The sequence below is a fragment of the Mucilaginibacter yixingensis genome (assembly GCF_041080815.1).
Lineage (GTDB): Bacteria > Bacteroidota > Bacteroidia > Sphingobacteriales > Sphingobacteriaceae > Mucilaginibacter > Mucilaginibacter yixingensis.
Window position 1 is genome coordinate 286,892 of sequence record NZ_CP160205.1, and the last position, 13,472, is coordinate 300,363.

Here is a 13,472-nt window from a genome sequence, read left to right on the forward strand (position 1 = left end):
CTTTAAAACCCATCGGAGTAAGCTTGTTTTTTAATTACCAACAGTTCAAACCATTGAAAACAAGCTTTTTATTGCGTATTCTATAACGCCAGGGGCATCCCCTGTTTATATGTGGAAAACTCTGCATTGAAAACGGTTAACGCTAAAATTAAATTTGATTTAAAACCCCTAATCATATTTTAATGGCCGCTTAACTTTAAATCAACGTATCGTATGAGCAAAAACATTACCCGTAAAAAATCTGCTGCAGACAGCAAAGGTTTAAAGCTCGACAGGTATTTTACCAAAGAGGGCACCCCGGTGTATGACCTGTTTAAATACGAGAAACGATCATCGGTTATCCGTAACCCCTCAGGTGATGCCGTTTTTGAGATGAACGACGTTGAGGTGCCCACCAGTTGGTCGCAAGTGGCTACAGATATCCTGGCTCAAAAATATTTCCGCAGAACCGGCGTGCCACAGTCAGACGGTACCATCGGTGCCGAAAAAAGTATTAAACAAGTGGCCCACCGTATGGCCGCCTGTTGGAAAGACTGGGGCATGCGCCATGGCTATTTCGCTTCGGCTGCAGATGCACAGGTTTTTTATGACGAGATTGTTTACACCATAGTTGGCCAGCTGGCTGCGCCAAACTCGCCGCAATGGTTCAATACCGGCTTGCACAATACTTACGGTATTACCGGCAAGCCACAGGGGCATTACTTTGTAGATCCTGAAAGCGGTAAGCTCAGTAAATCCACATCAGCTTATGAACGCCCGCAACCGCATGCCTGTTTTATCCTCTCGGTAGATGACGATCTGGTGAACGAGGGCGGTATTATGGACCTGTGGGTTCGCGAGGCACGTATCTTTAAATATGGCTCAGGTGTAGGCACCAACTTTTCCAAATTGCGCGGCGATAATGAGAAACTGGCCGGCGGTGGTTATTCATCGGGCCTGATGTCGTTCCTTAAAATTGGCGATCGTGCTGCCGGTGCTATCAAATCTGGCGGTACTACCCGCAGGGCCGCCAAAATGGTTTGTCTTGATCTGGACCATCCCGAGATTGAAAGCTTTGTGAACTGGAAGGTAGAGGAAGAAAAGAAAGTAGCTGCGCTGATTGCTGCCGGTTATTCTTCAGATTACGAGGGTGAGGCTTATCGCACGGTATCGGGCCAAAACTCAAATAATTCGGTGCGCATTTCTAACGCCTTTTTCCGTGCGCTGCAAGATCAGAAGCCGTGGGACCTGACCAGCAGGGTAAGTGGCAAAGCGGTAAAATCCGTTTCCTCTCAAAAACTTTGGGACGATATAGCCTTTGCAGCCTGGGCCTGTGCAGATCCGGGTGTGCAGTTTGATACCACCATTAACGAGTGGCATACCTGTCCGGAAGGTGGCCGCATCAATGCGTCTAACCCATGCTCTGAATATATGTTCCTGGATAATACGGCCTGTAACCTGGCCTCTATCAACCTGGAACATTTCTTTGATAAAGAAACCCGCCAGTTTGATGTAGCCGGCTTTGAACACGCCTGCCGCGTGTGGACCATCGTGCTGGAAATTTCAGTCCTGATGGCGCAGTTTCCATCAAAAGAAGTAGCACAGCTATCTTATGATTACCGCACGCTCGGGCTCGGCTATGCCAATTTAGGTTCCGCGCTGATGGTGGGCGGTATTCCGTATGATAGTGATAAAGCCCGCGCCATAGGTGGTGCCATTACCGCAATTATGACGGGCACGGCTTACGCTACCTCGGCAGAGATGGCGCGCGAGCTTGGTCCGTTTGCCCGATATAACGACAACAAAAAACATATGATGCGCGTAATGCGCAACCACCGCTACGCGGCCTATAACTCAGTAGAGAACTACGAAGGACTGGAAATTGCGCCTCCGGGCATAGACCAGCGCTCTTGTCCGGATTACCTGCTCTCTGCCGCCTGTAATGCCTGGGACAGGGCAGTGGAGATGGGCGAGAAATATGGCTATCGCAACGCACAAACAACCGTTATTGCTCCAACCGGCACTATCGGTTTGGTGATGGACTGCGATACTACCGGTATCGAGCCGGATTTTGCATTGGTGAAATTTAAGAAATTATCAGGCGGTGGCTATTTCAAGATCATCAACCAGGCGGTGCCAGAAGCGTTGAGAAATCTGGGTTATCGCGAGCATGAGGTAACCGCTATTGTTAATTATGCAAAGGGTGCGGCAACACTATACAATGCGCCCCATATCAATCTGCAAAGCCTCAAAGCAAAAGGACTTACCGATGATGAACTGGAAAGGCTGGATAAAGCGGTGGTATCGGCTTTTGAAATAAGCTTTGCCTTCAACGTATGGACGTTGGGCGAAGACTGCCTGAAACGCCTGGGCTTTGTACCAGAACAATACAACGCACAAGATTTTAATCTGTTGCGGGCACTAGGCTTCAGTAAGAAACAAATTGCCGAGGCTAACGAGTATGTGTGTGGTACGATGACCATTGAAGGCGCGCCTTTTCTGAAACAGGAGCATTACCCAATATTTGATTGCGCCAACAAATGTGGCGCCAAAGGCGAACGCTACATCCACGCGCACGGACATATTAAGATGATGGCCGCTGCCCAGCCGTTCCTGAGCGGGGCCATCTCCAAAACCATCAACCTGCCCAATGAGGCTAAGGTAGAGGAGATTAAAGACTGTTACCAGCTATCCTGGGAGTTGGGTTTGAAAGCAAATGCGCTTTATCGTGATGGGTGTAAGCTGTCGCAGCCGTTGTCAACAAAATCTGACGTAAAAGAAGAGGAAGAAGATATAAAAGGAGCGGTAGACGAAATGCTGGGTGAGGCAGCCAACGCCAAACTGAGCGACCTGACCGCTGAAGAAGTGCTGGAAGCTGCCATGGCTATCATGGAGAAATCAAAGGATACCGATTTTATGCGCAAGCTCTCACGAGTGGTGCAGAAAAAGAGCATGCCCTACAAACGCCGCGGTTTTACCCAAAAAGCCAGCATAGACGGGCAAACCCTGTTTGTGCGCACCGGCGAGTATGAAGATGGAACGCTGGGCGAGATATTTGTGGATGTGCACAAAGAAGGCGCCACATTCCGCTCGCTGATGAACTGCTTTGCCATTGCGGTATCTATCGGTCTGCAATATGGTGTGCCGCTGGAAGAATATGTAGAAAAATTCACCTTCACCCGCTTTGAACCTGCCGGGATGGTGATGGGACATGCCAATATTCGCAGTGCTACTTCTATTATTGATTATATTTTCCGTATGTTAGGCTACGAGTATCTTAACCGTACGGATCTGGTGCACGTGCTCACCGAGCAAAATGCTATCACCGGTAATCCGCAAATGATTGATAGTGATTTTAATACGGATGAGAGTAACGTTTATGAACCTGTTCCCGTAAAAAGTGAAGGGCCCGGCCAAAAGCAGTGGACTGTAGACGTAAGCATGGGCGTTCAAAGCGATGCGCCAAGTTGTAACGTTTGCGGGCATACCACCGTGCGCTCAGGCACTTGTTACAAGTGTTTGAACTGTGGCAACTCTATGGGTTGCTCATAAAATCAGAGTAAGAAATAAGACAAACGGCTGGCTCCCGTTTGATACTTATGCTTTATAGTTTAGTTTAATGTGAGGGGCTGCGGTATACATACTGCGGCTTCTTTTTTTGTTTCTGGGCAACACCATTTGTCATGCTGAGTAATAGAATCCCGGCAGCGGGACTATGAAGGTGAAATGACACGATTAGCCGCTAACCAACAGCGTCGGGCTTCGGGTGAAAGCGGGCAGCACAGGAAGGGTTTGTGTGGTGGAAGAGGGCATTCAATTGCCGCCAGAAGCGTAGGGTTTGTGTGATGCGATAGCGGGGGCGGTAATTGCGGCCCTGTGGTGCTGACTGATTTGCAGGGAAAGGCCTTGTGCGGCAAAGAAGCCATTACGCTGTTAAAGCCTTTTGGATACTTTTGGGCTCAAAAGTATCGAGCCCTCCGGCGGCGACTGAGCCGGACTGACGCTCAATATCAGCACTTACTTTACCGACAAAGTACAACATGTCATGGGCAGTCTGTCGAAACATTGCAAGCTGTTTTGGCCTTCGCGCGCCCTTCGACGAGGCTCAGGATGACACCCTCGCGCCTATTGAAGCCAATGACCAATGGCAGCGCAACGAATTGCCCATTAACCACATTTATTTAACATCCATTCATTAATTTGCCCCCATGCAAAACCCTGAAGAAAATCCGTGGGCGATCACGTCCCAGCAAAATATTTATGATAATCCGTGGATCAATGTAACCGAATACCAGGTAATCAATCCATCAGGAAATCCGGGTATCTATGGCAAGGTGCATTTTAAAAATCGGGCCATCGGCGTGGTTACGCTAGACGCTGATATGAACACTTATCTGGTTGGTCAATACCGTTTCCCGATTGATGAGTACAGCTGGGAATTGCCCGAGGGCGGCGGCCCGCTTGGAATTGAACCAATAGAAGGGGCCAAGCGTGAGTTACTGGAAGAAACCGGGCTAATTGCTCATGAATGGACCGAAATACAACGGATGCATCTTTCTAACTCCGTAAGCGATGAGTTGTGCTTCCTCTTCCTGGCCCGCAACCTGGAACAGCATGAAGCTGAGCCTGAGGAGACAGAGCAATTGCAGGTTCGCAAGTTGCCGTTTAAAGATGTTTACGAAATGGTATGCAATGGCCAGATTACCGATTCAATGACCGTGGCTGCAGTGTTGCGGGTACAATTGATGATTTTGGAGGGGAAGATTTAACCCACTGCCCCTCTGAAGGGGGAACTAATGGTCTGCATTTCAGGAAAACTATTATTTTTACACTTTAAATAAAAACGCCCCCTTTAGGGGGCTGGGGGGCAAATGAGAAAAATATTCGGCATCATTCTTACACCTATTCACTATATCTTTTTCGGTTTATCGTTGCTGGTTTTTCATCCTTTACAGTGGATGGCTTATAACTGGTTTGGCTATACCGCTCATAAGCGGGTGGTTGATGCGTTGAACTGGTGCTTAACAGCCTCTTATTATTGTTTAGGTAACACGGTTACGTTTATAAACAACCAGAACCTGCCGCTGGATCGTTCCATTATATTTATTGCTAATCACCAGAGCACTTATGATATCCCGCCGATGATTTATTTCCTGCGGAAATACCATGCTAAGTTTGTTTCTAAGATAGAATTGACCAAAGGGATCCCATCGGTATCTTATAACCTGAAATACGGTGGTGCGGCTAATATTGACCGTAAAGATCAGCGCCAATCTATCACCGAGCTGATGAAGCTTGGCGAACGCATGAAGGCCAATACCTGGGGCTGTGTGATCTTCCCCGAAGGAACCCGCTCTAAAGACGGACAAGTAAAAACATTCCAATCTGCCGGTGTGGCTGCCATTATGAAACGTTGTCCTGATGCTTTAATCGTACCCATTGCCATCAAAAATTCATGGAAAATGGTACAATGGGGCGCTTTCCCGCTCGGTCCGTTTAACACTATGCGTTGGGAAGTGCTGGATCCGATTGATCCTAAAAGCGGGACGGTGGCCGAGGTGGTGTTGAAAGCTGAGGAAGCGGTGAAGAAGTGTTTGGGGCAGTAAACGTTTTACGGCGGCCAGAGGCCGCGGGATAGTCGTCACTCGCGTAGACTTTATAGGTGTTGGGAAGATTAAAAGAAGCGGTGGAATAGAGCGATTCCCCTCTTGAGAGGGGTGGAGGGGGGTGTCCTTTATACATGCGAAATGACACACCCCTGCAGCCGCACCATCAACGCGCCCTCTCTCAAGAGGGGGGGAGCTCTTCCCAACACTTATAGCGTAAACACGAGTGACTGCAAATACATATAAAATAGGAAAGGCGCATAATGCGCCTTTCCTATTTTATAAATCAGTAAAAACTAATCTTTGATCTTCTGTCTCTAATCTTTATTTAACCAAAGTACCAATTGGCTCGCCCTGGGCAATCTTTATAAAGTTGCCTTCTTTGTTCATATCGAAAACGATGATTGGGAGTTTGTTTTCCTGGCACAGGGTAATAGCGGTCATGTCCATTACGTTCAGGCCTTTGTCGTACACTTCCTGGAAGCTGATCTCGTCATAACGGGTAGCAGATGGGTCTTTCTCCGGATCGGCAGTGTAGATGCCGTCTACACGGGTGCCTTTCAAAACCACATCAGCTTTGATCTCGATAGCACGCAGGGAAGCCGCGGTATCTGTAGTGAAATACGGGTTACCGGTACCGGCGCCGAAGATCACAATTTTGCCCAATTCCAGGTGACGCATAGCGCGGCGACGGATGTATGGCTCGCAAATCTGCTCCATTTTAATAGCCGACTGCAAACGGGTATCTACCCCTAGCGATTCCAGCGCGTTCTGGATAGCCATACAGTTAATTACTGTGGCCAGCATGCCCATGTAATCTGCCTGTGCGCGTTCCATGCCAGATTTCTCGGCGCTCAGGCCTCTGAAAATGTTACCGCCACCAACAACAATCGCCATTTCAATGCCTGCTTCATGCGCTTGTTTAATGTCATGGGCATATTGCATTACACGGGCGTTGTCGATGCCGTACTGTTTATCGCCCATTAGCGATTCGCCGCTCAGTTTCAGTAATATTCTTTTGTATTTCATCCGGAGAGAAGTTTTGACAAATAGTTTTAAGTTATCTTATTGTTTGATAGTCTGAGTTAGATCACCTTGTAACACCGTGCCCACCACCTCGAAACCGGGGCCAAAGATAATAAAATCTGCGTTGAAGCCGGGGGCGATGCTGCCTTTTTTGTTTAGCCCTGCCAATTGGGCTGGGTAGAGCGATGCCATGTTAATAGCCTCGGGTAAATCAATGCCGGCACGCTCAACCCCATTTTGTACAGCTTTGAGCATGGTTAGACATGAGCCGGAGAGTGTGCCATCAGGCATGGTGTAGCGGTCGCCTTTAAACTGGTGCTGGTAGGTGCCTTCAGCGGCTTCGGCCACGGCATCGGTGATGAAGAACAATTTGTCGCCCAGTTCGCGCTTGGCCATACGGATCATCGCAAAATCTACATGGATGCCGTCGGCCACGATGCTGGTATAGGGGCGCTCTTCAAATATTGCCGGAATAATACCCGGCTCGCGGTGATGCATTTGCGGCATGGCATTGTACAAATGCGTAATAGCCTGCACCGGTTTATTAATAAAGCTCTTGGCCTCGGCATAAGTGGCATTGCTGTGGCCCGACGACAGGATGACGCCTTGCTGATGCAGGTAATTGATCACCTCAGCGTCTTGTTGTTCTGGCGCTATGGTCATCATCCTGATCTCGCCATCGGCTATTTCGAGCCATTGCTGTACTTGAGCAAGGGTGCCTTTTTTGATGAACTTTTCAGGATGTGCGCCGCGGCGTTTGGGGTTGAGGTAGGGGCCCTCCAGGTGTAAGCCCAGGAAAGCGCCTTTTGCCTGTTTACGAAATGCTTTTGCTGCCGCGATGCCTTGATCAACTACATCATCGCTATTGGTAGCTATGGTGGCCAGAAAGCCTGTGCAGCCTTGTTTAATCAGTTCCTGCTCCATGCCGGCCAGCATGGCTACCGTGGGTGTGCCGCCAAAAAAGTAGGGGGTGCCCGGTGCGCCATAGATTTGCAGATCAATCAGGCCGGGAGCAAGATAGTTGCCCTTTAGATCGATCTTGTGCGCTGTTGCCGGAATTTCGTTTTCAGGGATGATGGCTTGGACGGTATCGCCTTCAACCAATACCGCTTTGCCGGTCAGTTGTTGACCGTTGGTGATGATGGTGGTGTTATGGTAGGCAGATAGCATAATTTACCTCTCCTAAATCCTCTCCAAAGGAGAGGACTTCGATTTGCATGTGTAAATGAGTTCTGATAGAGACTTAAGAAGTTTTAAAACTTCTTAAGTCTTATATGGTCAAACTTCATCCCGCGTTAGGGATGGTAGCGGATACCGGCCGTGCCCAGGGGACTCCTTCGGGGTGGCTAATGCCTGTGCAGTATGAGCGTACGGCCCGGGCCGCAGGCAACGCCCTAACCTCTCCAAAGGAGAGGACTTTTAATATCGCTCTAACCAGGCTATTCCGTTTCGTTCCCTCTCCTTCGGAGAGGGTTAGGGAGAGGTGGGAGGTTATTGCAAAAAAAATCCCCCTCGTTTTAGCGAGGGGGATTTTAATATTAAGCTCCTAAAGTTACGCGCTTAAAGGCGGTAACGGTGAGGCCTTTGTCGATACCTTGAAGGAATTGTGCAACGCTCTTAGATGAGTCTTTCACAAACTCCTGGTTTAACAGGGTAGAGTCTTTGTAGAATTTGTTCAGCTTACCTGCGGCGATTTTTTCAACCATTTCTTCAGGTTTGCCTTCAGCACGGATCTGCTCTTTAGCAATTTCCAGTTCGCGCTCGATGGTGGTTGAATCAACGCCGTCTTTATCAACAGCAATTGGGTTCATGGCAGCAATTTGCATTGCTACGTCTTTACCAGCGTCTTCAGCACCTTCTGGGTTAGCGCTCAAAGCAACCAGTACACCTAAACGGAAGTTACCGTGGATGTAAGCTACTACTTTCTCGCCTTCAACAATCTCGTATTTAGATACGCCAATTTTCTCGCCAATTTTACCGGTTTTGTCTAAAGCAGACTCAGCGATAGTTGCGCGACCAGTTTCGGTATCAATACCCAGTTGGTTCAGCTCATCTAAAGTAGCTGGTTTGTTTTCAACAGCAACGTTAGCAATAGCGTTACCGAAAGCAATAAACTCAGCGTTTTTAGCTACGAAGTCGGTTTCGCAGTTCAGCTCGATGATCACACCGAATTTGCCATCTGCGCTGGCACGTGCAACAACCACACCCTCATTGCTCTCGCGATCCTGACGGCTGGCGGCTACTTTAGCGCCTTTTTTTCTTAAATAATCTACTGCTGCTTCAAAGTCACCGTTAGTTTCGGTTAAAGCTTTTTTGCAATCCATCATACCGGCACCAGTTTGCTGGCGCAGTTTGTTTACATCCGATGCAGAAATTTGTACTGTGGACATGAGTATCTGTTTTTTGGGTGTTTTATAAAATGCTGTAAAGTTACAATGTGGCAGCGTTGTTACGGCTGCATCCGGTGTAACCGCCGGATTACCTTTTGGTTATTTTTTAAATGAACAAGGTTGTAAAGCGGCCATGTTTATGCAAACATACCTGCCCTACAACCTTATCACTTATAGATTACTCTTCTGAGCCTTCTGCTTCAGTTTCGGCAGCAGGAGCTACGGCTTCAGCTTCTACGTCGGCAGTTACGCGTTTGCGTTTACCACCTTCTGCAGGAGCGGCCTCGTTGCTGTCAACTTTAGTTTTTGCAGCAACTGCTTCTTTTTCTGCTTCTTCTTCTTTATCGCGTTTGCGCTCTTCTAAACCTTCCTGGATAGCCTGGATGATAACACCAGTTACCAAAGAGATTGATTTAGTAGCGTCATCGTTAGCCGGGATAGGGAAGTCGATGTTTGAAGGATCTGAGTTAGTATCAACCATTGCAAAAGTTGGGATGTTCAGTTTCAACGCCTCAGAAACAGCGATGTGCTCTTTCTTAACGTCGATCAGGAACAATGCAGCCGGCAGACGGTTCAGGTCAGAGATACCACCAAGCAGGCTTTCCAGCTTGATACGCTCACGCTGAATCATCAGACGCTCTTTTTTAGAAAGGTTGCTGTAAGTACCGTCTTTAGTCAGTTTATCGATGTTAGACATTTTTTTGATTGACTTGCGTACGGTAGCAAAGTTGGTTAACATACCACCTAACCAACGCTCGGTTACGAAAGGCATGTTTACGCTTTTTGCGTAATCAGCTACAATGTCTTTAGCTTGTTTCTTGGTAGCAACAAACAGTACTTTGCGGCCTGATTTTACAATTTGTTTGATAGCTGTAGCAGCTTCATCAAGCTTAACTACAGTTTTGTTAAGATCGATGATGTGGATACCGTTGCGCTCCATGAAAATGTACTGAGCCATTTTCGGATCCCATTTGCGGGTAAGGTGACCAAAGTGTACACCTGCATCCAGTAAATCCTGATATGTTGTTCTTGCCATTGTTGTGTCCTCCTTAAAAAATTAACGTTTACTGAACTGGAATCTCTTACGTGCTTTTTTGCGGCCTGGTTTCTTACGCTCAACCATACGGTCATCACGTGTCATGATACCTTTAGCACGCAACGCTGGTTTTTTCTCAGCGTCAAGTTCAACAATAGCTTTGGCAATAGCTAAACGAACGGCCTCAGCCTGTCCTTTTACGCCACCACCGGCAACGTTTACCTTAACATCGTACTGACCGGTAACGCCAGCAACTAAAGCTGCCTGGTTAACGATGTACTGTAAAGGTAGGGTTGGAAAATATACAGTGTAATCTTTACCGTTTACGGTAATTGCACCGTTGCCTGCGCTTAAATAAATGCGGGCAACTGCTGTTTTTCTTCTGCCTGAAGTGTTAGTAGCTGGCATTTCTTTTCTCCTTTTAAATTAATTGAGTTAAATGGTTTTAGGGTTTTGAGCGGCGTGTGGATGCTCTGAACCAGCATACACATACAGGTTGCCAAATAAGGCACGGCCCAAACGATTTTTAGGTAACATACCACGAACGGCTTTTTCAATTACACGCTCTGGGTGTTTTGCCATTAACTCCTTAGGAGAAATGAAACGCTGACCACCTGGGTAACCAGTGTAAGAAACATAAGTTTTGTCGTTAAACTTGTTTCCGGTCAGTTTTACCTTGTCTGCATTGATAACGATCACGTTATCACCGCAGTCTACGTTTGGGGTAAAGCTTGGCTTGTTTTTACCTCTAATGATCATAGCGATCTTAGTAGACAAGCGCCCCAAAATCTCGCCTTGTGCGTCAACAACAACCCATTCTTTGTTAACGGTCTTTTTGTTGGCTGAGACAGTTTTGTAACTTAACGTATTCACTTGCTTAAAATTAAATTAATTAAACGTTTTTTCTACCCCGTAAAATCGGGACTGCAAAGATACGCTTATTTACTTAATTGTCAAATGGTTTTTGTGGTTTTGTTGGGTAGTAGGGTTGGAGCGTCAAGTAATTGGTTGACAAGTTGTTCAATCAATCCATAATCCTACCCGGCCGTAACGGTAAGGGTAACGTTTTACACTGTCTCTGAAATTCTTCGGAACAACGATTCTACAGTGGGGTAGTACTGGGGTTTTATCTATGGTTATATAGAAATTTTCGGGGTTGTCAGGCAGTGCGGGTTGCAAATCTGTATCCAGCACCAACACCGTATCTGCTTGGGTTCGGGTGCTATCACGATAAACAGCGCATAAATAAGCGTCGGCCCATAAGGTGTCATTAAATCTACTTTGGCTGCGTCGGCATAAAAAAGGTTTAATCAAAAAAGCGCCCATTTTGGGAATAGTGTCGTTTTCTGATTGATATATGGCACGCATCCGGCTGGTATTCAGAGAAACTACAGTTGGTGCCATCTGTTTTATATGTTCAGCCCGGTCATGACGGATGGACAGGCAACCTTTTAGCAGAATAAACCCCACCCCGCCAAAAACTATGATGCACGCAATAATGAGGGGTTTGGTGTATTTATCCATTACAGATTAATACCACGGTCAATAAAAAGTAACCTGCTGTTTTGATATTAATTAGGTCTTTAAAAACGAACGTTCAGTATTACTTCGGTGCCTGTAGTCCCGCTATCCGCTCATACGCCTGCAGGCATTAGGCGCGAAGGCCGGTATCCGCTTCTATCGGGTTTAAGTTGAGCGGTTGCCAATGTTTACTCCTGATTTTTATCTTTAACATAGTAAACCCTATTGCATGGACTATCAGATCTTTATTTATTCGGTACGAGTTTGGCTTTCGGCGGTTTTTCTTTCGCCCGTTTTGGTGCTGATTCCTGATGGACAGCTATTTAAAATGACCCTGAGTGATTGGTCAATTTATTTGTCAGTTGTATTGCTCAGTATATTCTTTTCTATTCCTTGTTTTCTTTCTTTATGGTTAGCAGTCAACCTGGTGCAATTCTCAAGTTGGCATATAATGCTGAAAAAGCTCTCGCTTTGCATTATTGGAGTGGCTTTCACGATACTTCCTTTTTTTGTACTGCTTGGATCCGAAGCAACCTTTAACGATTCGTCAAGTCCCGTTTTAGCTTATGTGTTAGTTATTTGTGCAGGTATCTGGTTTTACCGGTTAACGCCTAGATAAACGGATGTGGTTAAATGGAAGAATATCAAAATCTTCTAACCATTTTCAAAAGAGACTTAAGGTCAGGATAGCGAATGCCTAAAGGAATATCCTCATACATAATAGGTACGTCTTTGTTATTAATTACCATCTGATAAAGCCCCTCTTGCTCTTCGGTTCCATAAATTAACTCCCCTCCATTTGCCTGGCGGATGATATAGATGCGGAATTTGAACGTTGTTTTTATGTGCAATTTCTCCGTTTTTCCTGTTGATTTGCCGTTAATGTAAACAGGGTTGCCATCTTCAAAAGTGTCTACCGGCAGGTTGATGGCGGCCTGGTAAATGGTTAAGCCGCCTTTATTGGCTTCTGCCCATTTGTCAATGACGTAACCACCGGTCTGCCTTCTTGAATAGTGAAACCGGGATAGATCAAGTTTGGTAAAGGGTTTGAACAGATCGAACCGAACGTCTTTTAATTGCGGTTCTCCCCAGGGTTCGGATACTAAACGTTCCTGGTCTTTGTGTATGTCACCGGCTAGTTTTAAACTTGGCGAGCCAAGTATAAGCGCTGTGAGGGCGATTAAAAACAGTCGTGTCATTCATTATAAATATATAGTTATAGCTGGTGCGGCAAAAAACTCAATGCCAAAAATATTACCGCGCCTACAAGTAATATAAAATAAAGTGTGGAGCGCATGTCTTTAATATAAAAGCCGGGTTTAACAGCACGTTGCTGCACAGCAGGAACAAATAGTACTAAGATGGTCAGTAATGCCAGAATACCAATATCTACCCGGGCAGCCAGTATAAGTTTGGTGAAATTATGAGTGGTAAAGACATCAACTATTCCGGCTAATGGTAATGAATTCCAGATGGCTATAAAACACACCACAAACCATATTCTCAATCCAAAGCTACCACTGGCCTGTGCCTGTGCAATTTCGGCCTCTATATCAGCCGGCAATAAGGGATCCATATTATTTAGAAAGCCGGATTGTTCTATACGGGCAATCAGATCAGCCTCACGGCCGCTACAAGTAAAAACTACATTTTCTTTATAATTACCAACGCGGTGCTTAATGCGTATGCCTGTTTTAATCATCGAGGCGGGCTCGATGCTTATCACTTCAGACGGACGAAATAGTACCTTGCCCATAATGCCCATATTTAACGTGAGACAGTAGCGGGTAACGGTAAGTTTGGCAAATGGGTAGGAGGCGCTGATTCTTCCAATTTGTCCACCGCCGGTTTCTTCAACTTGGGTTGTGTTAAGGTTTAGTGTGTTGATAGACATAAGGTAAATTTAAATGATTT

The 13,472-nt window shown here is 46.4% G+C and carries 13 protein-coding genes; 4 read left to right on the top strand and 9 right to left on the bottom strand.

Annotated elements, in window-relative coordinates:
* The first annotated feature begins 213 nt into the window (after positions 1-213).
* The 3 genes from ABZR88_RS01240 to ABZR88_RS01250 all read left to right on the top strand — a co-directional run bounded on the left by ABZR88_RS01240 (position 214) and on the right by ABZR88_RS01250 (position 5,585).
* Positions 214-3,531, top strand: a complete 3,318-nt coding sequence (locus ABZR88_RS01240) for a vitamin B12-dependent ribonucleotide reductase (protein ID WP_107829202.1) — start codon at positions 214-216, stop codon at positions 3,529-3,531.
* Between the two features lie 656 nt (positions 3,532-4,187).
* Positions 4,188-4,748: an NUDIX hydrolase gene (locus ABZR88_RS01245; RefSeq protein WP_107829201.1), complete on the top strand. Its 561-nt coding sequence runs from the start codon at positions 4,188-4,190 to the stop codon at positions 4,746-4,748.
* Between the two features lie 102 nt (positions 4,749-4,850).
* A complete protein-coding gene (locus tag ABZR88_RS01250) occupies positions 4,851-5,585 on the top strand; it encodes a 1-acyl-sn-glycerol-3-phosphate acyltransferase (RefSeq protein WP_107829200.1) in 735 nt (244 codons plus the stop codon).
* Positions 5,586-5,909: 324 nt separating this feature from the next.
* Here the strand turns inward: ABZR88_RS01250 and pyrH are convergent, their stop codons facing one another.
* The 7 genes from pyrH to ABZR88_RS01285 form a co-directional block, all read right to left on the bottom strand.
* Positions 5,910-6,614, bottom strand: a complete 705-nt coding sequence (gene pyrH / locus ABZR88_RS01255; protein ID WP_107829199.1) for a UMP kinase — start codon at positions 6,612-6,614, stop codon at positions 5,910-5,912.
* A 36-nt stretch (positions 6,615-6,650) separates the two neighbouring features.
* The gene (nagA, locus tag ABZR88_RS01260) at positions 6,651-7,781 is read right to left on the bottom strand and encodes an N-acetylglucosamine-6-phosphate deacetylase (RefSeq protein WP_107829198.1); all 1,131 of its coding nucleotides are present in this window, start codon (positions 7,779-7,781) and stop codon (positions 6,651-6,653) included.
* A gap of 368 nt (positions 7,782-8,149) precedes the next feature.
* Positions 8,150-9,001: a translation elongation factor Ts gene (tsf, locus tag ABZR88_RS01265; protein WP_107829196.1), complete on the bottom strand. Its 852-nt coding sequence runs from the start codon at positions 8,999-9,001 to the stop codon at positions 8,150-8,152.
* 178 nt (positions 9,002-9,179) lie between these two features.
* Positions 9,180-10,037, bottom strand: coding sequence for a 30S ribosomal protein S2 (rpsB, locus tag ABZR88_RS01270; protein WP_107829195.1), 858 nt, complete (start codon positions 10,035-10,037; stop codon positions 9,180-9,182).
* Between the two features lie 21 nt (positions 10,038-10,058).
* The gene (gene rpsI, locus ABZR88_RS01275; protein WP_107829194.1) at positions 10,059-10,445 is read right to left on the bottom strand and encodes a 30S ribosomal protein S9; all 387 of its coding nucleotides are present in this window, start codon (positions 10,443-10,445) and stop codon (positions 10,059-10,061) included.
* A 27-nt stretch (positions 10,446-10,472) separates the two neighbouring features.
* A complete protein-coding gene (gene rplM / locus ABZR88_RS01280) occupies positions 10,473-10,910 on the bottom strand; it encodes a 50S ribosomal protein L13 (protein ID WP_107829193.1) in 438 nt (145 codons plus the stop codon).
* Positions 10,911-11,057: 147 nt separating this feature from the next.
* Complete coding sequence (locus ABZR88_RS01285) at positions 11,058-11,561, bottom strand: hypothetical protein (protein WP_107829192.1); 504 nt, start codon at positions 11,559-11,561, stop codon at positions 11,058-11,060.
* Between the two features lie 226 nt (positions 11,562-11,787).
* Between ABZR88_RS01285 and ABZR88_RS01290 the strand changes: the two genes are divergently transcribed.
* Positions 11,788-12,177: a hypothetical protein gene (locus tag ABZR88_RS01290; RefSeq protein ID WP_107829191.1), complete on the top strand. Its 390-nt coding sequence runs from the start codon at positions 11,788-11,790 to the stop codon at positions 12,175-12,177.
* 25 nt (positions 12,178-12,202) lie between these two features.
* On the opposite strand, the gene ABZR88_RS01295 is transcribed toward ABZR88_RS01290, so the two are convergent.
* A complete protein-coding gene (locus ABZR88_RS01295) occupies positions 12,203-12,757 on the bottom strand; it encodes a hypothetical protein (protein WP_107829190.1) in 555 nt (184 codons plus the stop codon).
* A gap of 17 nt (positions 12,758-12,774) precedes the next feature.
* Entirely contained in the window at positions 12,775-13,452 is a 678-nt protein-coding gene (locus tag ABZR88_RS01300) for a hypothetical protein (RefSeq protein ID WP_107829189.1), read from the bottom strand.
* Positions 13,453-13,472: the final 20 nt, after the last annotated feature.